Raw genomic sequence first — 23,494 nt, 5'->3', positions numbered from 1 at the left:
ATCCCCGGCACCGCGGTCACGCATGTGCGGGCTGCAACAGACCGATCCGGTCGAATCGCTCCGCACGGTCGGAGAGTCGCTGGGTGGTGTCTGCCGCATCGAGGAGCGACAGTTCGCGGTGGAGTACCGCACCCACCCGGGTGCAGAACGCCGTGGATTCGTCTGCCGCGTCCGGGAATTCGGGGATCACCTCGTCCACGATGCCGCTCGCGAGGAGATCGGACGACCGGATTCCCTGCCGGGCGGCCATGTCCGGAGCGTGCGCGATGTCGTGGTGCAGGATCGCGCTCGCACCTTCGGGTGGCAGGGGTGAGAGCCAGCCGTGCTGGGCCGCGAGCACCCGGTCGGCCGGGATCAACGCGAGCGCGCCGCCGCCGGTGCCCTGCCCGAGCAGTAGGGAGATGGTGGGGACGTCGAGCGAGACCATGTCGGCGATGCAGCGCGCGATCTCACCGGCCAGACCGCCTTCCTCCGCCTCCTTCGACAATGCCGCGCCCGCGGTGTCGATGACCGTCACCAACGGCAGGTTCAGTTCCGCCGCCAGCCGCATTCCCCGGCGGGCTTCCCGCAGAGCGCCCGGGCCGAGCGGCGACCGCGTGGTCTGCCCTCGACGGTCCTGGCCGAGCAGGACGCACGGCATATCACCGAACCGGACGAGGGCGAGGATCAAGCCCGGATCGACCTCACCCTGACCGGTTCCGTTGAGCGGAAGAACATCCGACGCGGAGTGGAACATCACCTCCCGCACCCCCGGCCGGTCCTCGCGGCGCGAGGCGACCACCGAATCCCAGGCGGGGACGTCCGGCAGACTCTCGTGGACGGGGGCGTCCGCGAGCGACGGCCGGCCACCACGGCCGGAGGTGATGATGCGCAGCGCGCGGTCGACGATCTCGGCGAGCTGATCCGGCGGCCGCACCGCGTCGATGAGTCCGTGCGCGTGCAGGTTCTCGGCGGTCTGGACGCCCGCCGGGAACGGCGACTCGTACAGCGCCTCGAACACGCGCGGTCCGAGGAAGCCGACGAGCGCTCCCGGTTCAGCGATGGTGACGTGCCCCAGCGACCCCCAGGATGCGAAGACACCGCCAGTCGTGGGGCTTCGCAGGTAGACGAGGTACGGCAGGTGCGCCTCCTTGTGCTTGATCACCGCCGCCGTGATCTTGACCATCTGCAGGAACGCGGTCGTTCCCTCCTGCATTCGCGTGCCACCGGACGTGGGCAGGGCGAGCAGCGGAAGGCGTTCGCGCGTGGCGCGTCGGATCGCGGCGACGAGACGCTCGCCTGCGGCCACTCCGATGGAGCCGCCGAGAAAGCCGAATTCGCAGACGAGGATTGCCGTTCGGCGGCCGCGGATGGTGGCCACTCCGGTCAGCACCGCCTCGTCGAGGCCGGTCTTCTCCTGTGCGCGAAGAAGTTCGTCGGCGTACTCGGAGTCCGCCGCGACCTGGATCGGGGGCGTGTCCCAGGACTCCCACGTGCCGGCGTCGACTACGAGGTCGAGCAGTTCGGGAGCGGTCAGGCGAGCCATCAGCTGCACTCTTTCAGCCACGACATCACGGTGTCGTTGTCCGCGCCGAGGACCGGTGGTGCGGTGTGCCGGGTCTCGGTGACCTCGGTGCCGTCCGGTTCGAAGAACCGCAGGGGCGGGCCGGGCAGCGTGATGTTGCCGAGTGTGCGGTGGTCGACGTCGACGAGCAGTCCCTGCGACTTGGTCTGCTCCCATTCGTAGACTTCGGAGATCGTCCGGACGCGTCCCGCGGGCACTCCGATGCGGTCGAGTTCGACGAGGAGTTCGTCGCTGGTGTACGCGCCGAACGCGTCCTCGACCAGTTCCAGGACCTGCTTGTGGTTCTCGACGCGTTCGGGATTCGTGGCCATTCCGGGGGTTTCCGGATCGAGGTGGAAGCCCGCGCAGAACCGCTTCCACAGTCCTTCGCTGCCGACCGAGATCTGGACGGCGCCGTCGGCGGTGCGGAACAGCCCGTAGGGCGAGATCGACGGATGGTGGTTGCCCTGCGCCTCACCGACCTCGCCGGCGACGGTCCACTTCGTCCCTTGGAAGGCGTGCACGCCGACGACGCTGGCCAGCAACGACGTTCGCACGACGCGGCCCCGTCCGGTGCGCTCACGTTCCTGCAGGGCGGCGACGACGCCGAACGCCCCGTACATGCCGGCGAGCAGGTCCGCGATGGGCACGCCGACGCGCTGGACGTCGTCGGGATTGGGGCCGGTCAGCGACATCAGTCCGGCCTCGCCCTGCGCGATCTGGTCGTACCCCGCGCGTCCGCCTTCGGGTCCGTCGTGACCGAAACCGCTGATGGACAGGACGACCAGGCGCGGGTTCAGCTCCGCGAGCCGTTCGGTGGTGAATCCCAGGCGGTCGAGGACGCCGGTGCGGAAGTTCTCCATGAGGACGTCGGCGCGCCGGACGAGGGATTCGAGGGTGGCGTGTCCGTCTTCGGCCTTGAGGTCGAGGGTGATCGACTTCTTGTTCCGATTCGCGGACAGGAAGTACGTCGATTCCCGCTCGGCGTCGGCAGGCTCCACGAAGGGCGGCCCCCATCCGCGGGTGTCGTCGCCGCCGTGCGGGGTCTCGATCTTGATGACGTCGGCGCCGAGGTCGCCGAGCATCATCGCCGCGTGGGGGCCCGCGAGTGCGCGGGTCAGATCGACGACGACCACTCCTTGCAGCGGACCTGTGCGCTCCATCGTGTTCGTGGACATGTGAAACCACCCGTTACTTCCTGGCGAGAGCCGCGAGAGCTGGACTGTTGGTACAGTGACCTAGTGGACTAGCCAATTAAATGAAACATCTGATCCGGCCGATGTCAAGAGGTGAAAAGTCGATGCAATGACGCGGGGAGGCGGGCCGGTCGCCTCCCCGCCGGCCGTCAGAGCCAGCCGGGCACCACGAGAATCGCCCAGGCCACGAGTGGCCCGATGGCCACGACGAGGGCGCTGTACTTCAGGATCTGCTTGTAGAAACGCTCTCGATCGACGTTCTGCGCGTTCGCGAGGACCAGCGCTCCGTTGGTCGAGAACGGGCTTACGTCCACGATGGTCGAGGAGATGGCAAGCGCGACGATGACGCCCACCGCGCCCACCTCGCCGGCGAGGAGGAAGGGGACGGCGAGCGGAATGGTCGCTCCCAGAATCGCCGTGGACGACGCGAATGCGGAGACGATGGCCCCGATGTAGCAGAGCAGAAGAGCGACGAGGAGAGGCATCCCCAGGCTCGCCACCGCGTTTCCGACGTACTCGACGGTTCCCGCCTCCTGCAGGACCCCCACGAAGGTGAGCACGCCGCCGATGAGCAGAACCGTCGACCAGCTGATCTGCGCGATCGCACCCTTCTGCGCCTTCGGCGAGGCGAGCGCCAGGACGACGGCCACCGTCATCGAGATGAACCCCACGTCCAGGTCGAGGATCAGCGAGAACACCGCGAGCGCGGCGAGACCGACCAGAGTGAGGGCCTGATCGAATGTGACTCCGGGGCGTCCGGGTGCGCCCGCGAGGGTCGCCGTCGGGCGCACCTTGGTCGCGGTGGCCCCTCCCGATCCCGAATCGCCTCCGGTCGCGGGCACTCCTCCGCCCGAACCACCGGCGCCGCTTCCTCCTGTGTCGTCGGCAGCGTCGTCGTGCACGCTGCGCCCGATCAGGTCGCGTCCGCCCAGGAAGACGAACAGGAGCACCCCGATAGCGGCGTTGAACAGGAGGCTTCCGAGGAACAGGGTGAGCGGGCTGTTGGTCAATCCCGCCTTGGACGCGATGTCGTTGACCGTGACGCCGTAGATGCTGATCGGCGAGAATCCGCCTGCCTGGGCTCCGTGCACGACCATCATGCCCATCAGGAGAGCGTTGATCTTGTAGCGGGCGGCGAAGCCGAGGGCAATCGGCGCGACGATCGCGACCGCGGCGGGGCCGAGCGCGCCGATAGAGGTGAGTACCGCCGTGATCCCGAACATCACCCAGGGGATCAGCGCGACACGTCCGCGGACCAGCCGGACCGCCCCGCGGACCATGAGGTCGACGGTCCCGTTGTTCTGGGCGATCGCGAAGAGGTAGGTGATGCCGACCAGCGTCAGGAACAGGCTGCTGGGGAATCCGGCGATGATGTCGTCGCTGCTCATGTGCAGCGACAAGGTTCCGACGAAGAAGGCGGCAACGAAGCCGAGTGCGCCCATGTTGACGGGCAGCACGGTCGCCGCCAGGAACATGACGGCGAGCGCAAGTATGGGGATCAACTCGGTCGACATGAAAAGTCTCCGGTTCTGTGGCAGTGGCAACTGGTCTCGACCGCCGCCGGCGAGCAAATTGACTCAGTGGCAGATTGGCCTAGCCACTTCATACAAGCAGTGTCGTGAATCACTGTCAACAGGAACTGTGGGTGCGGTTACATGCCTGTGCGAGATACCGTGGAGTAGTTTCAGTGGAATGGAGAGTGGGTGGCCCAGTGGCTGAGCAACTGCGTCCGGTAGCACGACCGCGGCTGTACGAGGTGATCGTCGAACAGCTCTGCGCCCATATCGCCGACCACGAGATGACGCCGGGCGACCGCCTCCCCGCCGAGCGTGAACTCGCAGCTCAACTCGGGGTGAGTCGCGCTTCCCTGAGTCAGGCGCTCGTCGCCCTCGAGGTGCAGGGTGTGGTGTCGGTGCGGCACGGGGACGGTGCCGTGCTCGTCCGCCGCCCCATCGAGGAACGAGCCGTCAAGGCGCTGCGCGAACACGCCGACCGTCTCCCCGAGGTGATCGAGGCCCGCGAGGCACTCGAGGTCAAACTTGCCGGGCTCGCCGCCGAGCGCCGGACCGACGCGGAAATGGCGGCGATCGATGCCGCCCTCGCGACGATGGAAGCCGAGATCGCCGCCGGCGATCGCGGCGTCGTCGGCGACGAGCAGTTCCACGAGGCCATCATCGTCGCGGCGCACTCGTCACTGCTGGCCAAGCTGATGCACGAGATTTCCGGGCTCATCCGGGAGACCCGGATCGAATCCCTCTCCCAAGCCGAACGCCCGCGGGCCTCGCTCGAAGGGCACCGCCGCATCGCGACGGCGATTCGAGACCAGGACTCCGCGGGCGCTTCCCGTGCGATGGCCGATCACATCCGGATGGTGTCCGACGTCGCGCTGCTGCGCGAGGGCGGGTAACCGGGTCTACCCGCCGACCACCGACTGCGGCCGGTGGGCACCGAGGATCTCGTCGGTGTCGGCGCCGAGTACCGGCGGCGCGGACGTCAGACGCGGGCGCTCGCCTGCGAAACTGACCGGGAACGCGATCTGCTGCAGGCTGCCCAGCGTCGGGTGGTCGACCGTGCCGATCATCCCGAGTGCCGCAGTGTGCGGGTCGCCGTAGATCTCGTCGAGGTGCCGGATCGGTGACACGGGCACTTCGTGCGCGGCGAGTGTGTCGCACCAGTGCTCCACGGTGCCCGACGCGAAGGCCGTCGACAGTTCCTGCTCGAGATCGCCACGATTCGCCACGCGGTCACGGTTGCGCTCGAAGCGCGGGTCGGTCGTCAGGTCGTCGCGTGCGATCGCGGAGCACAGGCTCCCCCACTGATTGTCGTTGCCCACCGCGAGGACGAAGTATCCGTCGCTCGCGGGAAATGCTTGATACGGAGCGAGATTGGGATGACCGGAACCCAGCGCGGCGGGACGTTCGCCGGTCGCGAAGTAGTTGGTCGCCCAGTTCACGTGCAGAGCGAGCTGGCATTCGAACAGCGACGTCGTCACGTACTGCCCTCGGCCGGTCCGCGACCGCTCCACCAGGGCAGCGAGCACGCCGATCAGACCGAAGAGCGCCGCCCCCAGATCACCCATCGCGAATCCTGCCTTCATCGGCGCCCCGCCCGGCTCACCGGTGAGAGACATCAGCCCGCCTGCGGCCTGCGCGATCATGTCGTAACCCGGTTCGTCGCGCAGCGGACCGTCCTCGCCGAACGCGGAGATGTGCAGCACGACCAGACGCGGGTACCGCTCGGACAGCGTCCGGTAGTCGAAGATTCGCTGCAATCCGCTGCCGGGCTTGAAGTTCTCGACGACGACGTCGGTCTCCTCCAGGATGCGATGGATGACGTCCTGTCCCTCTTCCGATTTGAGGTCGACGGTCACCGACTTCTTGCCCCGGTTGATCGCAAGGTAGTACGTGGCGTCGGGGCCGACGAACGGCGGACCCCACGACCGTGTCGGGTCGCCGCCGTCGGGGTGTTCGACCTTCGTGACGTCGGCGCCGAGGTCCGCGAGCGACATGGTGGCGTACGGTCCGGCGAGGATCTTGGAGAGGTCGAGCACCCGCACACCCGCGAGGGGCGCCGGACCGGTGTGGGTGGTGTTCACAGGAGAACTCCTGTCGCAGAGTCGGTTCGGGGTGCGGCGGCCTGCGCGGCGTCCGCCGCGACATCTGTGCCGTCGACGACGGCCGCGAGGTGGTCGAGGGCGGCCCCGGGGAGGTGCCCGGTGTCGCCGGACAGGTAGGCGTTCGCGACGAGCAGCGACCGGTAGCCGCTGCCCGTGGTGATCGCGAAGTCGGCGAGGTCGTAGAGCAGGGTGGCCATCGCCGCGCGGGCCATCTCGTTCGCGTAGCGCGCGCATCCGGCCTGCGCGGTGTCGTCGTCTCCGGCGACCAGCAGATCGCCTTCCTCGACCAGGTCGTCCCAGCGTCGGCGGAGAACATCGGCGCCGGTGCCGCAGTCGGGTCCGAGTCCGGCGAGGATGCCGCGCATCGTGTCCGCCAGCCGGCGATGCGCACCGAGCTTGCGCATGCACCGCAGCACGTCCAGGGCGATGACGTTGCTCGACCCTTCCCAGATCGACCCCAGGTGGGCGTCGCGGACCAGGCGCGCGTGGGCCCATTCCTCGATGTAACCGTTGCCGCCCCGCACCTCCATGGCCTCGCCGGTGACCACGCGCGCCCGCTTGCAGATGTAATGCTTCGCGAGCGGGGTGAGGACCCGGATCAGGGCACGCGCGGAGTCGTCGCCGGCGTCCGCCGCCTGCAGACACTGCGCGCTGTACGCCACCAGGGCGAGCGCCGCCTCGGCGTCGAGGGCGAGCGGCAGCAGGGTTGCCCGCATCAGGGGCTGGTCGAACAGGGCCTTGCCGAACACGACCCGCTCCCGGGTGTGGTCGACGGCGTCCCGCACGGCTCGTCGCATCAGCGCACTCGACCGCATCGCGTTCGACAGCCGCGACGTGTTCACCATCTCGGCCATCTGCCGGAACCCGCGATCGAGTTCGCCCACCTGAAGGGCGTACGCACCGGTCAGCGACACTTCACCGCTGGGCATCGAGCGGGTGCCGAGCTTGTCCTTCAGCCTGTCGATCGTGTAGCTGTTGCGCTCGCCGTTCGCCAGAACCTTGGGCACCATGAACATTCCGACGCCGCGAGTGGACTGGTCGTCGCCGCCGGGGAACCGGGCCAGGGTCACGATGACGTCGGCGTCGGGATTGGACGCGAACCACTTCTTCCCGGTCAGCCGCCACGCGTCGCCGTCACGCTCGGCCCGGGTCTCCGTGCGGGCGATGTCGGTGCCGGCCTGCGGTTCGGTCATGAACATCGCACCGGTCATCGCGCCGTCGGGGTCCGTCGAGGTCAGTGCGTCGATCCACGGTCCGAACACGTCCGGGTCGCCGAACATGCGCAGCGTGCGGGCGGAAGCATCCGTCATCGACACCGGGCACGCCAGCCCGAACTCGGCCTGCACGAACACGTACGACGCGAGGTACTTCACCAGGTGCGGTGGGACGTCGTCCCAGCCGTGCAGGCCGCCGCGGTGCGACAGTGCCGACAGTCCGTATTCGCTGTAGGCGGCGCGGCACAGTTCCTGGTAGGAGGGGTGGTACGCGATCCGGTCGATGCGTTCGCCGTCACGGTCGAACTGCTGCAGCACCGGCGGATTCTTGTCGGCGGTGCCGGCGAGGGCGTCGAGCCGGTCGCCGGCGTCGGCGCCCAGCCGATCGAGCAGGGTGTTCAACTTGTCGCGGTCCGACGGTGCGGTCCACCGGTCGACGACGGCGCGCAGGGCGGGATCGGTGTGAGCGAAATTCATGAGTGGGCAGCATCTTTCCGGGTCGAGGTGTGTTCGGGACGGGGCTCGGCGTCGGCCCGGTCCGAACGGGCTTTCCCACGGCGGAGCAGCAGCGTCATGCAGGCGAGCGAGAGCACGACGTAGCCGAGTCCGAGGGCGACCACCGGCCAGATCGAGTCGGTGTGGGTGAGCAGGAACTGGCAGAGCACCGGGGCGGTTCCGGCGAAGATCGCCGTCGACAGCTGATACGACAGCGAGATTCCGGTGTAGCGGACGTTGGTCGGGAAGACCTGGGCGAGGATGCCGGCGAGCGCGGCGTAGTACATCGCGTGCGGCGCGGTGGCCAGCACCATGCCGAGCATGGCCAGTGGCACCGACCCGGTCTGGACGAGGAGGAACATCAACGGCAGCAACACGAGTTCGGGCAGCAGCATCCACCGAACCGCCCGCGACGGATCGATTTTCGTGGCCAGCACGGCGCCGAACGGCTGCACGAGTACCTGCGCGACGAGCGCGATCGTGATCACGAGGAGGAAGTCCCCGCGGTCGAATCCGAGGTCGGCGGTGGCCCACGCGAGTGCGAACGTGGTCTTCACGTAGGTGATGGCGACACCCGCGACCACGGCCCCCACGCCGAGGGCGAGTTCGACCGGGTGCGAGCGCAGTACCTCGACGAGCGGCATCCGGGTGCGCTCCTGGGCGACGACGGCCTTCTTCATCTCCGGCGTCTCCGAGATCCGCAGCCGGATGTACAGCGCGACGACGACGAGCGCGGCGGACGCGAGGAACGGCAGACGCCAGCCCCAGGACTCGAACACGCTGTCCGACAACAGCGTCAGCGCCAGGAACGCGAGGGTCGCGAGCAGATTGCCGACGGGCGATCCCTGCTGCGCGAATGCGCCATACAGCACCTTCTTGTTCGGTGGCGCGAATTCGGTGGCGATGAGCACGGCGCCACCCCACTCACCGCCCATCGCGATGCCCTGGACCACGCGGAGCGCGACGAGGAGGATGGGCGCCCAGATCCCGATCTGCGAGTAGGTGGGGAGGCAGCCGACGCCGACCGTTCCGATCCCCATCAGGATCAGCGTGATGATCACGGCGTTCTTGCGGCCGAACTTGTCGCCGAAGTGACCGAACACGATCCCGCCGAGCGGGCGGGCCACGAAGCCGATCGCGAACGTCGCGAAGGCGGCGAGGGTGCCCACCGCGGGCGAGGCGTCGGGGAAGAACAACCGGCCCAGCACGAGTGCGGAGGCGGTGCCGTAGATGTAGAAGTCGAACCACTCGATGGTGGTGCCGACGAACGCGGTGACACCGGCCTTGCGGGCCTGCTTGGTGCTGTATTCGGGTGGTGCCGCGTCGCGGCCGGGATTCGGGTTCACGGTTCTCCCTGACTTTCGTGGGGCGTCACGCCGACGCAGAGGTGGTGTGCATCACTATGGTCGGGATTCCGTGTAGAGTCCAAGACTTAATTCAGCTTGTTTAGGTGATTCAGACACATAGTCCCGAGGAGGGTCGTGGAGCTCCGTCACCTGCACGCGTTTCTCGCGGTCGCGGAAGAACTGCACTTCGGGCGGGCCGCCGAACGTCTCCACGTGGCGCAGTCCCCGCTCAGCCAGACCGTGCGGGCCCTCGAACGGGAACTGGGAACCGATCTGTTCGTCCGCACCACCCGCTCCGTGCGGCTCACGGCCGCCGGCGAGGCTCTGGTGGGTCCGGCCCGGACCATCGAGGCGCAGGTCGGGATCGTGAAGGGCATCGCGCAGGCGGCGGCAGCCGGGGAGACCGGCCGCGTCACCGTCGGATTCGGCGGCGCGGGCGGCTACACGGTGCTGTCCGTTCTCGCCCGCTCCCTCGCCGACGCCTACCCCGGCATCGAACTGGACCTACGCCCGCAGATGTACTCCGGTGAGGTGCTCGACGCCCTCACCCGCGGAACCCTGGACATGGGCATCGTGGGGTTGCCGGTCCCGCGGGGCTTCGCCACCCACACCGTGCTCGAGGAGGCACTGATGGTGGCGGTCCCGGCCGGGCACCGTCTCGTCGACGCGGGCGCCGTCGTGCCGCAGGAACTGGCGAGCGAACGGTTCGTGATCTACCCCGCCGAACACGGTTCCGTGGTCCGCGACGCCACGCTCGCCCTGTGTGCGGCAGCAGGATTCGCCCCCGTCGTCGCGCACGAGGCGCCCGACCCGTACAGCCTGCTCGCGATGGTCGGCGCCGGGGTCGGAGTCGCCGTCGTAGTGGATTCGACCGCGCACCTCACGATGGACGGCGTCGAATACCTGCCCATCGCCGGCGACGCCCCCACCCTCCCCATCGCCATGGCCTGGCAGGACGCCAATCCCTCACCTGCAGTGCAGACGGTCACCCGGGTACTGCGCGAGGTGATCGGGGAGGTCGGGTAACCGCTGCACGGCGGGAAGCTCAGGCCGACACCGAGAAGACGTCGGCCAGGTGGGTGATTCGCAGGGCACGCGCGAGCTTCGGGCGATCGCTGCCGTCGGCGATGTTCTCACCCTGCGCGCCGAGGTGTGCGATGACCTCGGCAGCCCAGGCCACATCGCTCTGTAGCGGGGACAGTTCGCGATTGACGATCGGTGTGTGGCCGACATGCATGCAGAGCTTGCCGGTCATGCCCATCGACCTGGTGACGGCCAATGCCTCGGACAGATCGGGTTCGCCTGTCAGGCACGGGCCGTCGATGGGACCGGGGAGTCCGGCCGCCCGACTGGCGACGACGAGCCGTCCCCGCGCGTAGGCCAGCGCGTCGGGGTCGGCGCCCGCATTGGTGTCGCGGCGGAAGTCGCCGGTGCCGAATGCAATTCGGGTCGTGGCATCGGCCGAGGCGATGTCGAAAGCGAATTCGACGCCACGCGCCGATTCGACCAGGGCGAGGATCGGGATGCCGGGAAGCTCGGCAGCCGTGCGATCGATGTGGTCCGCAGATTCGGCCTTGGCGAGCATCACGCCACTCAGTCCCGGGAGCCCCCGGATCGCATCCAGATCAGCGGTCCAGTCCGCAGTGGTGACGTCGTTGATGCGCACCCACCCGGTACCCCCACCGGCCAGAAAACGCGCAACATCCTCGCGGGCTTGTGTTTTCGAGGACGGAACAACACCGTCCTCGAGGTCGAAGATCACCGCGTCAGCCGCCGAGTTCGTGGCTGCGGCGAACTCGTCCGGACGTGAGCCCGCGACCAGGAGCCAGGAGCGCGCATGTGTCGCGGGGACTATGGCGGCGTGTGCCGACGATGTGAGGGTCATCCGATTCTCTTTTCCTCTCGATGTGGATTTCTCCTCGGGCGAGGACTGCGCTGTCCTGCATTCGAGGTGCTGGGTGTGATGCGTCGATCAGTGCGCGGCGACACCGGTGAGATGGTCGAGTGCGGAGAATTCGCGGTCCACCGTGGGTGCGGTGAGCAGGCCGGCGAGTCGCCGGGGGGACAGGATGTCATCGACCTGCGCGCGAGTGAGCAGACCGTCGTCGACGGCGAGGTCGCCGACGTAGGCGCCGGTCGCCAGCGCCCTCTTGGCGATATCCGCGCTGGCGGCATAGCCGATGAACGGCGAGAGCGCGGTGACGATGCCGATCGAGCGCCGAACACCCCGCTCGAGGTGGTCGCGGTTGGCGGTGATCCCGTCGACGCACTTCACCGCCAGGGTGTCCGATGCCGCGGCCAGGTGCGTCGTCGAGCGCAGCAGGCTGTAGACGATCACGGGTTCGAACGCGTTGAGCTGGAGTTGCCCACCCTCGGCGGCCATCGTGACCGTCAGATCGTTGCCGATCACCTCGAACGCGACCTGGTTCACCATTTCGGGGATGACCGGGTTGACCTTGCCGGGCATGATCGACGAACCGGCTTGGGCCGGAGGCAGATTGATCTCACCGAGTCCGGCGGTCGGCCCGGAGGAGGTGAGCCGCAGATCGTTGCACGTCTTGGACAGTTTCACGGCGACACGTTTGAGGATTCCGGAGACCTGCACGAATGCTCCGCAGTCCTGGGTTGCCTCGATCAGATTGCCGGCCGGGACGACCGGTTCACCGGTCAGCTCGCGCAAGTAGTTGCAGGCGAGCGCGGAGTACTCGGGATGTCCGTTGATCCCCGTGCCGATGGCGGTGCCGCCGAGGTTCGATTCCAGCAGCAGAAGCGCTCCCTCGGAGAGCCGGGCGCAGTCCTCGTTCAGCATGATCGAGTAGGCGGCGAACTCCTGCCCCAAGGTCATCGGTACCGCGTCCTGCAGCTGGGTGCGACCCATTTTGACGATGTCGTCGAATTCGATCGATTTGCGCTCGAACGACTCCGCGAGCCGACCGAGCGACGCGATCAACATTCGGAGGTGCTCGACCAGCGCGAGCTTGATCGCGGTCGGGTAGACATCGTTGGTGGACTGACCAAGGTTCACGTGAGCGAGGGGGTCGAGTTCGGTGTAGGCGCCGCGCCCGAATCCGAGGATCTCGAGTGCGCGGTTCGCGATGACCTCGTTGACGTTCATGTTCGACGAGGTGCCCGCCCCGCCCTGGATCGGATCGATCGGAAACTGGTCGAGCAGTGCCCCGGCGCGAATCTCCGTGCACGCGGCCACGATCGCATCGGCCCGCCGGTCATCGAGGAGACCCAGGTCCCGGTTCGCCAGGCAGGCAGCCTGTTTCACGGTCGCCAACGCCGCGACCAGCGCCGGGTACTGACCGATGGCAGACCCGGTGATCGCGAAATTGTCCATCGCCCTGGCGGTGTGGACGCCGTAGTACGCCCCCGCCGGTACCGCCAGATCTCCGATCGAATCGTGCTCGATCCGCACATCGCTGTCGCTCAACTTATCCACCAACACCCAACTCGCCGTTCTACTTGACAGGGACTATGACGTCGATCACTGTTGTCGAACAGTACACCACATCCAATATATTGGAGCTGTTGAATGACGACAACCCAAGCCATCCCCGCTGACTCCGCGACCGCACCCGAGGACGCCGACGCGTCTCGCACACCACGCAGGTGGTGGAAGTTCTGGAAGCTGCCGATCGGCGTGCAGTCACTGATCGCCGTCGGCGTCGGCGCACTCATCGGCACGTTCGCCCCCGCCGTCGGCGAGCAGCTCAAACTGGCCGGCGACGTGTTCCTCAACCTGGTTCAGATGATCGTCGTCCCCTTGGTCTTCCCGCTCATCGTGCTCGGCATCGCGCGTATGGATTCGGCGAAGAAGGTCGGGCGCATGGCCGCCAAGGCGATCCTGTATTTCGAGGTCGTCACCACGATCATCCTGCTGATGGCCGTCGCGCTTGCGAAGCTGCTCGACATCGGTTCCGGCGCCCCAGTCGCCGGCGCCGACGGTGCGTCCGTCGAGACCCTCGAGCAGGGCATCGACTTCCACGAACTACTCCTGCACGCTGTTCCCAAGAACGTCTTCGCCGCCTTCGCGGAGGGGAACCTGCTGGCAGTGATCGTGTTCGCCGGGTTCGTCGGCGTCGCACTCGCCGCGATCGGTGAGCAGTCGAAGCCGATGACGTCCGTGCTCGACTCACTCGCCAGCGCGATGTTCAAGGTGGTCGGTTACGTCATTCGCCTCGCGCCCCTCGGGGTCCTGGGCTTCATCAGCTACGACGTCGCGCACTATGGGTTCGGGAACCTGTCGAGCCTGCTCGGCTTCCTCGCCGTCGTCTACGTCGGTATGGCGATCATCCTCGGCGTCATCTTTCCGATCATCGCCGCGATCTTCCGCGTCGAGTACGTCACCATGCTCAAGGCCATCGGAAATCTGGTCGGCCTCGCGTTCGTCACCCGCAGCTCCGAGGCAGTGCTCGCGCCGCTACTGCTCAAGCTCGAGGGGCTCGGCGTCAGCCGCTCGACGACCTCGTTCGTCGTGCCGCTCGGCTACTCGTTCAACACCGACGGCTCCGTTCTCTACCAGGCTGTCGCCCTGGTCTTCCTCGCCAACGCGTACGGCATCGACACCTCGATCCCCACCCTGCTGCTGATGGTCGGCGTCCTGGTCATCTTGTCCAAGGGCATGGCCGGCGTTGCCTCCGCCTCGATCGTGGTGCTCATCGCCGCAGGTAACACCATCGGCCTGCCCGCCGAAGCCGTCGCGCTCCTGCTCGGAGTGGACTTCATCGCCGACATGGCCCGCACCGCGGTCAACGTCGTCGGAAACTCCCTCGCCGCATCGGTGATCGACAAGTCCGAGGAGAAAGCCGAGGCGAAGGCCGGCCGGTCCGCCGCAACGCCGGGCGACGAACTCGGCGACAAGGTCCTCGCCGGGCGACACAACGCGGATGGGTAGCGGGGGCCCGGACAATGGACAGTCGACGAAGACGCACTCGGTATCGTCACGACAAGGCGCCCGGCACTCACCCACGCGGCCCCCGGGAGCGTGCGGCGTGCAGAGTACAGTATCCAGTATGTTGCGTGATAATCCGGTGGAGCGCCCCCGCATGAGCGACGTCGCGTTCGAGCGGATCTGCGACGCGATCGTCACCGGTGAGCTCGCGCCCGGATCCAAGGTCAAGGACAGCGAGCTGGCCGAACATCTGGGCCTGAGCCGCACCCCGGTGCGAGAGGCTCTGACACGGCTGATCGACACCGGACTCGTCGAGGCCAAACCCGCCGCCTTCACCCGGATCACCCCGCTGAACCGGGCCGATGTCGAGGCAACGCTGGCGGTGATGGAGGTCCTGGATCAACTGGCCGTGAAAACGGGGGTGCCCAACCTCACCGACGACATGATCGACGTGATGCGCACCGCCAACGACGACCTCGCGCAGGCGATCAAGACCGACAACATCGGTGCCGCCCTCGCTGCGGACGACACTCTCCACGGCGTCATCGTCGACGCCGCAGGCAACCCACTGCTCAAGCGCCTCATGCACCAGGTGCACCCGCAGATCCACCGGATCTACTACCGCAAGTTCTCCAGCCTCCGCGGCTGGCAGGACGCCATCGAGCACCACGACAACCTGATCACACTGTGCGCGGCCCGGGACGAAGCAGCGGCCGCCGAGATATCGTCGCAACACCGACGGTTCCTCGGCGGCCTGATCGGCGAACTCTTCGACATCGACGAGTCCACCTCGTAACCTGCCGCTACGAACGGCCGCCGCGGGCATGATCGGTCATCACCCGCGGCGGCCGTTCGGCGCGCCGGACCAAGGCATCCAACTGCTCGGTGCCGATCGGACTGCCGGGGAATGCCGCGACGCGATTCAGCGGCATCGAGGCGGCCATGCGCAGCAGTGACGGGTCGTCGAACACGCCCGACCCGGCGGTCTGCGCCAGCGCCTCCCCGAGGATCTCGCTCCCCACCGGATGCGCCAGCCATTCACCGATCGTGGACTCCGCCGTGAGCACCGGAAGGGGTGCATCACCCTCGACCGTCACGTCCACCTCCCCGCGCAGGTCCCGCGACGAGGCGCCGACCCACACCCGGTAGTCGCCGCCTTCGACGACCCACCGCGACAGCGCCGCATCGAAGTACGCCAGGTCCTCGAACGGAATCGGGATCCGGACGGATTCACTCGCACCGGCCGCGATGTCGACGTTCGCGAAACCTTTCAGCTCGCGCACCGGCCTGGCCACTGCCGAACCGGGGACGCCGACGTACACCTGGACCACCTCACGTCCGTCCCGGGGCCCGGTGTTCGTGACCGTCAGCGCAACCTCGAGTCCGGCGGCAGTCCGCGTCGCGGCGGGGGCGGAATAGTCGAAGCTCGTGTACGAAAGGCCATGCCCGAAAGGGAAACTCACCGCCACGTCCCGGCTGTCGTGATACCGGTAGCCGACGAACATGCCTTCCCCGTACCGCACGTGGCCCGCCTCGCCAGGGAAGTCGAGGTACGCCGGGGTGTCCTCGAGTCGAACGGGAATCGTCTCGGCCAGCCGGCCCGACGGGTTGACCACCCCGAAGAGCACGTCGGCGACGGCTCCCCCACCAGCCTGACCGAGGAGCCAGCCCTCCACGATCGCGGGGACTCGCCCGGCCCAACCCGACACTCGCACGACGCTGCCGTTGGACAACACGACCACGACGCGCGGGTTGGCCGCGAGCACCGCGTCGAGCAGTTCGGTCTGCGCCGCGGGCAGTTCGATGTGTTCCCGGTCGAATCCCTCCGACTCGTCCTCCGCGGGGAGCCCGAGGAACACGACGGCGACATCGGCGGAGGCGGCCAGCGACACCGCCTCGTCAACCAGTGTATTTGTCGCGCTGACGGATTCATCGAGTGAGTATCCGGGCGCGAACGTGATCTCGGGGCCGGCGGCGAGCGTCCGAATCTCGTCGAGAGCGTTGTCGAGGCGGGTCGGGACGATCTGCGAACTGCCCGCACCCTGGTAGCGCGGAGTGCGTGCGAACTCGCCGATCACCGCGATCCTCGTGCTCGCTGTGGGATCGAGCGGAAGGATTCCGTCGTTCTTCAGCAGCACGACACTGCGGCCGGCGACATCGCGGGCGAGGGCGTGGTGGGCGTCGCGGTCGTAGTCGGCGGAGGGATCGAGGTTCGACCGCACCTTCTCGACCAGCGCGAGCACTCTTTCCGCCGCAGTGTCGAGTGCGGACTGCGCGAGGGCACCGGACTCGACCGCGGCGACGATCTGGGCGTCGGTGACCCCGTTCGTCGACGGCATCTCGAGATCGAGCCCGGCGGAGAGCGCGGCAACCCGATTCGACACGGCACCCCAGTCGGAGACGACGAGCCCGTCGAAACCCCATTCGCCGCGGAGGACGTCGGTGAGTAGCCACCGGTTCTCCGACGCGTAGACGCCGTTGATGCGGTTGTACGAGCACATCACCGTCCACGGAGCCGCGTACTCGACCACGTGCCTGAACCCGCGCAGGTAGATCTCGTGCAGGGGCCGCGCGTCGATGTCGGCGCTCACCCGGAGCCGGTCGGTCTCCTGGTTGTTGGCGGCGAAATGCTTCAGCGACGCGCCGACCCCCCGTCCCTGCAGTCCGTCGACGAGGGCGGCACCGAGTCGGCCGCTCAGAATCGGGTCTTCGGACAGGTACTCGAAGTTGCGGCCGCAGAGCGGTGAACGCTTGATGTTGATACCCGGCCCCAGCAGGACCCCGACGCCCTCGGATTTCGCCTCGTCACCGAGGGCCCGACCGACCGCCTCGAGCAGGTCCGGGTCCCAGGTCGAACCCAGCGCGACCGCCGGTGGGAAGCACGTCGCGGGCACGCTGTCGCCGATACCGAGGTGGTCGCCGCCGCCGGTCTGCTTCCGCACTCCGTGTGGGCCGTCGGTGAGATAGATCGAGGGGACACCCACCCGGTCGAGCGCCTTTGTCTCCCAGAAGTTCTCACCGCTGGTGAGCGAGGCCTTCTCTTCGGTGGTGAGTTCGGTGGATGCGGACGAACGAGTGTCCATGGTCCCTCTCTCCGTGGCGGCCGGGTCGGGAGCATCGTATCGGGGGGACCGTCGAATCGGTGCGACTTTCCGCCGTGCTAATACATACGTACGTATGGTTTTCCCGCCTACGACAGCCGCACCGCGACCGGCACGGATTCCCACGACCGCAGCGTGTTGTTCAGGTGCCGGCGCACCGGCCCGGCGATCTCCAGCGACTCCACCCGCGACGCCAGTGCCGTCAGCAGCGCCTCCGATTCGAGCCGGGCGACGTGCTGGCCGACGCACTGGTGAATTCCCATCCCATACCCCACGTGCCCCGACGGGTTGCGGCCGAGATCGAACACGTCCGGGTTCTCCCACCTGCGGGGGTCCCGATTCGCGGCGCCGAGGAACATCAGGATCTTCTTGCCGTCCGGGATGGTCGCACCGCCGATCTCGGTGTCGCGGGTGGCAGTGCGGAAGAACGTCTGGACCGGCGACTCCCACCGGACCGCCTCGTCGAACGCCGTCCGGGCCAGCGTGCGGTTCTCGCGCAGCCTCGCCCACTGGTTCGGATGCGTCGCGAACGCGTAGAGCACGGCCGCGAGCCCGTTGACCGTGGTGTCCACCCCCGCCGTCAGCAACGAGCGCACGACGAGCGGCGCCTGCTCGTACGTGATGTCACCGCGGTCCGCCGCCACCCAGATCTGCGCACCGAAGCCGTCGCCGGTGAGCGCGTCGCGGGCACACTGCGCCTTCACCCAGCCGGACAGTTCGGCCACCCGCGGCGCTCCCTTCTCCACCAGACTGTTGGCGGGACCGAAACTGTTGAATGCGTGATCCCCGTACGGCAGCAGGTTCTCCCGTCCGGCGTCGGAAATGCCGACGGCATCCGGAAAGACCCGCAGCGGAAACGCGGCGGCGAGATCGGTGACCGCATCGAATTCGGTTGTGTTCGCGAGCAACTGGTCGACGAGATTCTCCGCATCCTGGATCCACGCCGCCCGCAGTTTCTGCAGCGCGCGGGGGCCCAGAATCTTGCTCAGCACCGCCCGCGGAGCGTCGTGGTGCGGCGGGTCGGCCTCGAGCAGGACACTCGGGGGACGCCACGGCGTCTCGTACCGGAAGTTGCTCAGGCCTACCCCGGCAGCGGATTGGAACGACTGCCAGTCGGTCAGCGCGGCATGGACCTGCTCGTAGCGGCCCAGCGCGAAGACGTCGTACCGCCGCAGGTACACGACTGGTCCGGCGTCCCGCAGATCGGCCTGGAACGGTAACGGGTCCCGTAGGACGTCGAGGGCGAACGGGTCGGCGTCGCTGACGGGCAACGCGGGAGCGGCGGCGAACATCGTCACGGTGAGTCCCTTCGGGGTGGGGGTGTCAGAGGTCGAGCACGAGGCGGTCGGAGCAGGACCGGGAAACGCAGATGAGCATGCAGTCGCCGGCGGACCGCTCCTCGTCGTCGAGGACGGAATCGCGGTGGTCGGGGGCGCCGGCGAGGACGGTGGTCTCGCAGGTCCCGCACGTGCCCTCGCGGCACGAGGACAGAACGTCGACCCCGGCCGCCTGCACGGCGTCGAGGACGCTGGCGCCGGGTGTCACCGTCACCGCAAGGCCGGAGCGCGCGAGTTCGACCTCGAACGGTTCGTCGCGCACCGGCGCGCCGTTGTCCTTCGGCACGAAGCGTTCGGTCCGCAGCGTACCGACAGGCCAATCCGCGCAGCAGTTTTCGACGGCGGCGAGCAGCGGTCCGGGCCCGCAGACGTAGACCTTCGCGTCGGCGGCGACCGCCGCGAGACACGCGGGGAGGTCGAGGTGGCCCTGCTCGTCGCGAGGCACGACGGACACCCGGTCGCCGTAGGCGGCAAGTTCGTCCCGGAACGCCATGGACGTGCGGGTGCGGCCGCCGTACAGGAGTTGCCAGTCGATTCCCATCAGCTCCGCCTGGCGGACCATCGGCAGCAGCGGGGTGATCCCGATACCGCCGGCGATGAACAGGTACCTCGGTGCGGGGACGAGCGGGAAGTTGTTGCGCGGACCTCCGACCCCGACGAGATCACCCTCCGCGAGTACGTCGTGGACGTACGCCGACCCGCCCCGGCCCGCCGGTTCCCGCAGCACCCCGACCCGGTAGCTGTACGCGTCCCACCGGTCACCGCACAGCGAGTACTGCCGCGTCAGCCCGTTCGGGAGCAGCAGGTCGATGTGGGCCCCCGGGGCCCAGTCCGGGAGGCGCCGGCCGTCGGGGTGACGCAGGGTCAGTGCGACAACACCGTCCGCGACAAGCTCTTTGGCGACAACCTGCAGCGCCGCGTCCGCTGGCGCACCGGAACAAACCGGGTTCTGTGGCATCTCGACTCCTCGATCTCGCGTTTGTTCGAGGATCTTCCGAGCCGGGGGTGAGCCGCCAGATCATTTTCAATAGTTGAAAGTCGGGATGTAACCGGGGTCACTCAACGAGGCTGCCCACCCGGACGCCGCCGAGGCTGAGTTATCAGGTGTGCGCCCTCCGGCTGATGTCCTTGTCGACGGCGGTGGCGATGTCGTGGACGAGCCGCGAGTGCCAGAGTTTGTGTGCCTCGAGGTCCGCGGTGAGCGCGTGGCAGTCCGGGCATTCCCGGGGGCTGGGTTGCGAGGTGCTTTCCATGATGCTGCGCTTTCTGGGAGAAGTGGTTCCGATTCCACCGTGGCACGGCCGGGGCGGATAGTCCACCGCGCACAGCGTCACAGACATTGGTCAGCCGCCCGCGCAATTGCGCCGGATTCCGGCAGATCCGTGGGAATCTGCCACCGGGGCTTGCCTCATTTCGGCGCCGCCGCCATCACGCGGGTGATGCCCTTCGCGGCCGCCTGCAGCGCGGGGATCTGCGCGTACGCCTTCTCGTCGTTCGGCACGATGACCGACAGCGCGGCGACCACCTTGCCGTGGCCGTCCCGCACCGGGACCGCGACGCCCGTGGTGTCCGGGTAGAGGTGGCCGGCGCAGAGGATGTAGCCGTGCCGGCGCACGTCGGCCAGGACTCCCCGCAGCTGTCGTGCCGTGCGAATCGTGTTGTCGGTGTATACCTTCAACGGTTCACTCAGGATGCGTTCCTGCAGCTCCGACGGTCCGTGCGCGAGCAGGACCAGCCCGGACGAAGACACGTGGAGCGGCATCCGGCCCGCGATGCGCGTGTAGTTGACCACGGCGCCCGGTGCCGTGAGCCGCTCGATGAACAACACCTCGTCGCCTTCGAGGACACCGAGCTGGGTGTGCTGCCCGACGACGGCGTGCAGGTCCTCCATGAACGGCATCGCCGCTTCCCTGAGCCCGAGGGTCGGGGACGCCCGCGACGCGACCTCCCACAGGCGGACCCCGATCCGCACCTTCCGGTCCTCACGCTCGAGCCAGCCGCACCCCACCAGCTCGTCGATCAACCGCGACGTCGTGGAGATGTGGAGACCGGACCGTCGCGCGATCTCGGACACCGTGAGCAGCGAGTCGTCCGAACGGAACGATTCGACTATCCGCACCGTCCGGGCCAGGACGGATTCGCCGGTGTGCACACGTGCCATGCGTTCAGTGTGCACACCGGCCGGCGCTCAGCGCAGGTCGCGTCGCCGGAACGCCGCCACGCCCACCACGAGCAGCACCACCGTGATCAGGAGCAGCCACACGATCGGCGTCGCCTCGAACTGCCCACCCGGCAGCTTCGGGGCGTGGCTGAACGGCTCCAGATTCAGCACCGCCTGCGGGAACTGCGCGATCGACCCGACCATGAAGATCAGGAGGAACGCGACTAGCACGCCCCACGCCACCGGCGTGAACCGCGGGACCACACCGAACAGGAGGACCGTCACGCCGGCGAGCATCCAGATCGCGGGAAGCTGCACGAGCGCCGCCCCGATCACGTCGGGCAGGGCTCCCCCCACGTCGCCGATGGATGCGCCGTACGTGAGTCCGGCGGCCACTCCGGCCACGATCATCGCGACCGCAGGTCCGAGCAGCGCGAACAGGATGTGGCTCGACGCCCACCGGACGCGGCCGACGGAACCGGCCGTCACGGGTTCGAGGCGCTGGGCGTTCTCCTCGGAGTACAGCCGCAACGACGCGGAGATCGCGTAGGCCGCGGCGGCGACCGCGAGCATCGTGAACGCGTAGCCGATGAACGATTCCTCCAGCGACTGCGAGCCGCCCATCCGGGTGATGATGTCCCGGATCGTCTGGCTGTCGCCGACCTGGCCACCGATCCCCTTCGCGGCGCTGCCGATGAGCAGGCCGTACAGTCCGAGCCCGGCGGTCCAGGCCGCGAGCGTGCCGCGGTGCATCCGCCACGCCAGCCCCAGAGTTCCGGCGAGCGCCGGCGACGCGTCCGTGGGGCCGGGGCGTTCGGCGATCAGACCGGCGCCGACATCACGTCGACGGAGGAGAGCGTATGCCGCCCAGGTGAGTACGACTGCCGTGACGAGACTGGGGACGACGACCCACCAGCGTTCGTCGGCATACGGACGGATCTGCAGATCCCAGCCGAGCGGTGACAACCACGACAGGGTGCCGGACCCGGCGTCACCGACCGCGCGCAGCGCGAACGCGACACCGAGCACCGTCAACGCGACGCCGCGCGCGACGCGGGCGCCGGTGCTCACCTGCGCCGCAACGGCGGCGACCGCCGTGAACACCAGACCGGAGCAGGCCAGCGACGTCCCGAAGGCGACCGAACCGCCCACCGGAAGGTCGCGGGCGAGCAGCGCTGCCGCACAGAGGATCCCGGTGACGGCGGACGCACCGCCGGCGAGGAGCAGCGCCGCGGTCAGGCCCGAGTACCGTCCGACGGAGGTGGAGTCGAGAAGCTCCGCCCGGCCGGTCTCCTCCTCGGCTCGGGTGTGCCGGATGACCGTCAGGATCACCACCAGCCCGATCAGCGTGTAGTAGATGCCGGCCTTCCAGACCCCCACCGAGCCGAGGCTGGAGTTGAAGATCGGCCCGTACATGGCGATCTGCGCGGGGCTGGCCGCGGTGGTGGCCGCGAACTCCGCCAACTGGGCGTCGGAGGTGTAGATGTCGGCGATGCTCGCGACGTACAGCGCGGGTGCGAACGCGAAGATCAGGATCCACAGCGGCAGCGCGATCCGATCCCGGCGCAGGAACAACCGCAGAAAGTGCAGTGTCCCCGTGAAATCCGAGGAAGACACCGGCGGCGGCTCCACCGGCCGGTACCGGGACACCGTTGCGGTACTCATGCCCGCACCTTCTCCACCGTGTCGGACGACGTCGTACCGTCGTCGATCTCGTAGTGCCGCAGGAAGAGTTCTTCGAGTGTCGGCGGCTGACTGACGAGGCTGCGTACCCCGGTGTCGCCGAGCACCCGGATGAGCTCGCCGAGATGTTCGCTGTCGACCTGGCAGTGCAACGTCGACCCGTCGAACTCGATGTCCGCCACGCCGTCGATGCGGCTCAGATCGCCGGGGTCACCGAGAAGTTCGGCGGTGATCGACGTACGGCTGAGGTGCCGCATCGACGCCAGTGTCCCGGATTCGACCGTGCGTCCGGCCCGGATGATGGTGACCCGCTCGCACAGCGCCTCCACCTCGGACAGGATGTGACTGGACAGCAGCACCGTCACACCGCGGTCGCGGGCCTCGGCGACGCACTCACGGAAGACCTGTTCCATCAACGGATCCAGGCCCGACGTCGGTTCGTCGAGCAGCAGCAGGCGAGCGTCGGACGAGAACGCCGACACCAATGCCACCTTCTGACGATTGCCCTTCGAATACGCCCGACCCTTCTTCCGCGGGTCGAGGTCGAAACGCTCGATCAGATCCTGCTTGCGGGTCTCGTCCAGACCGCCGCGCATCCGCGCGAGGAGGTCGATGGTCTCACCGCCGGACAACGACGGCCACAGGGTCACGTCGCCGGGGACGTACGCCATGTCGAGGTGCAGGGCGACGGCGTCGCGCCACGGGTCGCGCCCGAACACGGTGGCCTCACCGCTGTCGGAGTGCAGGCTGCCGAGGAGAACGCGAATGGTGGTGGATTTGCCGGCGCCGTTCGGCCCGAGGAACCCGTGCACCTCCCCTTCACCGACCTCGAGGTCGAGTCCGTCCAACGCCCGGGTTCGTCCGAACGTCTTGACCAGGTTGCGCACTTCGATGATGGCACTCAT

The 23,494-nt window shown here is 68.1% G+C and carries 19 protein-coding genes; 4 read left to right on the top strand and 15 right to left on the bottom strand.

Annotation, left to right across the window (positions count from 1 at the left end; translation table 11 throughout):
- Positions 1–16: 16 nt before the first annotated feature.
- From ACNJ7E_RS24290 to ACNJ7E_RS24280, 3 genes are all read right to left on the bottom strand, one after another.
- Positions 17–1,525, bottom strand: coding sequence for a carboxyl transferase domain-containing protein (locus tag ACNJ7E_RS24290; protein ID WP_418341177.1), 1,509 nt, complete (start codon positions 1,523–1,525; stop codon positions 17–19).
- Positions 1,525–2,721 carry a CaiB/BaiF CoA transferase family protein gene (locus tag ACNJ7E_RS24285; protein ID WP_283351202.1) on the bottom strand — a complete coding sequence of 399 codons (1,197 nt, stop codon included), beginning with the start codon at positions 2,719–2,721 and terminating at the stop codon, positions 1,525–1,527. The genes ACNJ7E_RS24290 and ACNJ7E_RS24285 overlap by 1 nt, the downstream gene beginning before the upstream one ends.
- Before the next feature lie 167 nt (positions 2,722–2,888).
- Positions 2,889–4,253, bottom strand: coding sequence for an SLC13 family permease (locus tag ACNJ7E_RS24280; protein WP_418341149.1), 1,365 nt, complete (start codon positions 4,251–4,253; stop codon positions 2,889–2,891).
- 197 nt (positions 4,254–4,450) lie between these two features.
- On the opposite strand from ACNJ7E_RS24280, the gene ACNJ7E_RS24275 reads away from it, so the two are divergent.
- Positions 4,451–5,146, top strand: a complete 696-nt coding sequence (locus tag ACNJ7E_RS24275) for a FadR/GntR family transcriptional regulator (RefSeq protein WP_280784759.1) — start codon at positions 4,451–4,453, stop codon at positions 5,144–5,146.
- A 6-nt stretch (positions 5,147–5,152) separates the two neighbouring features.
- Here the strand turns inward: ACNJ7E_RS24275 and ACNJ7E_RS24270 are convergent, their stop codons facing one another.
- From ACNJ7E_RS24270 to ACNJ7E_RS24260, 3 genes are read right to left on the bottom strand one after another with little or no spacing between them, the layout of a single operon-like run.
- Entirely contained in the window at positions 5,153–6,334 is a 1,182-nt protein-coding gene (locus ACNJ7E_RS24270) for a CaiB/BaiF CoA transferase family protein (RefSeq protein ID WP_418341148.1), read from the bottom strand.
- Entirely contained in the window at positions 6,331–8,046 is a 1,716-nt protein-coding gene (locus ACNJ7E_RS24265) for an acyl-CoA dehydrogenase family protein (RefSeq protein ID WP_418341147.1), read from the bottom strand. Before ACNJ7E_RS24265 ends, ACNJ7E_RS24270 begins: the two co-directional genes overlap by 4 nt.
- On the bottom strand, positions 8,043–9,410 hold the full coding sequence (locus ACNJ7E_RS24260; RefSeq protein ID WP_283351198.1) for an MFS transporter: 1,368 nt from the start codon (positions 9,408–9,410) through the stop codon (positions 8,043–8,045). Before ACNJ7E_RS24260 ends, ACNJ7E_RS24265 begins: the two co-directional genes overlap by 4 nt.
- 135 nt (positions 9,411–9,545) lie before the next feature.
- Between ACNJ7E_RS24260 and ACNJ7E_RS24255 the strand changes: the two genes are divergently transcribed.
- A complete protein-coding gene (locus tag ACNJ7E_RS24255; protein ID WP_280784763.1) occupies positions 9,546–10,436 on the top strand; it encodes a LysR family transcriptional regulator in 891 nt (296 codons plus the stop codon).
- Between the two features lie 19 nt (positions 10,437–10,455).
- Here ACNJ7E_RS24255 and ACNJ7E_RS24250 read toward each other — a convergent pair whose 3' ends face one another.
- Positions 10,456–11,295: an HpcH/HpaI aldolase/citrate lyase family protein gene (locus ACNJ7E_RS24250; protein ID WP_280784764.1), complete on the bottom strand. Its 840-nt coding sequence runs from the start codon at positions 11,293–11,295 to the stop codon at positions 10,456–10,458.
- 87 nt (positions 11,296–11,382) lie between these two features.
- Positions 11,383–12,831: an aspartate ammonia-lyase gene (locus ACNJ7E_RS24245; RefSeq protein WP_280784783.1), complete on the bottom strand. Its 1,449-nt coding sequence runs from the start codon at positions 12,829–12,831 to the stop codon at positions 11,383–11,385.
- Positions 12,832–12,948: 117 nt separating this feature from the next.
- Between ACNJ7E_RS24245 and ACNJ7E_RS24240 the strand changes: the two genes are divergently transcribed.
- Both ACNJ7E_RS24240 and ACNJ7E_RS24235 read left to right on the top strand, forming a co-directional pair.
- The gene (locus ACNJ7E_RS24240; protein ID WP_280784765.1) at positions 12,949–14,310 is read left to right on the top strand and encodes a dicarboxylate/amino acid:cation symporter; all 1,362 of its coding nucleotides are present in this window, start codon (positions 12,949–12,951) and stop codon (positions 14,308–14,310) included.
- Between the two features lie 118 nt (positions 14,311–14,428).
- Positions 14,429–15,103, top strand: coding sequence for a GntR family transcriptional regulator (locus ACNJ7E_RS24235; protein WP_280784766.1), 675 nt, complete (start codon positions 14,429–14,431; stop codon positions 15,101–15,103).
- Between the two features lie 7 nt (positions 15,104–15,110).
- Here the strand turns inward: ACNJ7E_RS24235 and ACNJ7E_RS24230 are convergent, their stop codons facing one another.
- The 7 genes from ACNJ7E_RS24230 to ACNJ7E_RS24200 all read right to left on the bottom strand — a co-directional run bounded on the left by ACNJ7E_RS24230 (position 15,111) and on the right by ACNJ7E_RS24200 (position 23,494).
- Positions 15,111–17,390, bottom strand: coding sequence for a glycoside hydrolase family 3 C-terminal domain-containing protein (locus ACNJ7E_RS24230; RefSeq protein WP_280784767.1), 2,280 nt, complete (start codon positions 17,388–17,390; stop codon positions 15,111–15,113).
- Positions 17,391–17,497: 107 nt separating this feature from the next.
- Entirely contained in the window at positions 17,498–18,700 is a 1,203-nt protein-coding gene (locus tag ACNJ7E_RS24225; protein ID WP_418341176.1) for a cytochrome P450, read from the bottom strand.
- Positions 18,701–18,731: 31 nt separating this feature from the next.
- Positions 18,732–19,703 carry a PDR/VanB family oxidoreductase gene (locus ACNJ7E_RS24220; protein WP_418341146.1) on the bottom strand — a complete coding sequence of 324 codons (972 nt, stop codon included), beginning with the start codon at positions 19,701–19,703 and terminating at the stop codon, positions 18,732–18,734.
- Between the two features lie 142 nt (positions 19,704–19,845).
- Complete coding sequence (locus ACNJ7E_RS24215) at positions 19,846–19,998, bottom strand: hypothetical protein (RefSeq protein ID WP_005256569.1); 153 nt, start codon at positions 19,996–19,998, stop codon at positions 19,846–19,848.
- Positions 19,999–20,153: 155 nt separating this feature from the next.
- Positions 20,154–20,906 (bottom strand): IclR family transcriptional regulator, encoded by a 753-nt coding sequence (locus tag ACNJ7E_RS24210; protein ID WP_418341145.1) that lies wholly within the window; start codon positions 20,904–20,906, stop codon positions 20,154–20,156.
- A gap of 27 nt (positions 20,907–20,933) precedes the next feature.
- Positions 20,934–22,571 (bottom strand): ABC transporter permease, encoded by a 1,638-nt coding sequence (locus ACNJ7E_RS24205; protein ID WP_418341144.1) that lies wholly within the window; start codon positions 22,569–22,571, stop codon positions 20,934–20,936.
- Positions 22,568–23,494, bottom strand: coding sequence for an ABC transporter ATP-binding protein (locus tag ACNJ7E_RS24200; protein WP_005250502.1), 927 nt, complete (start codon positions 23,492–23,494; stop codon positions 22,568–22,570). Before ACNJ7E_RS24200 ends, ACNJ7E_RS24205 begins: the two co-directional genes overlap by 4 nt.

The sequence above is a fragment of the Rhodococcus mengyinensis genome, assembly GCF_048381435.1.
GTDB classification, from domain to species: domain Bacteria; phylum Actinomycetota; class Actinomycetes; order Mycobacteriales; family Mycobacteriaceae; genus Rhodococcus_F; species Rhodococcus_F opacus_D.
This window is presented reverse-complemented; position numbering and strand designations above follow the sequence as displayed.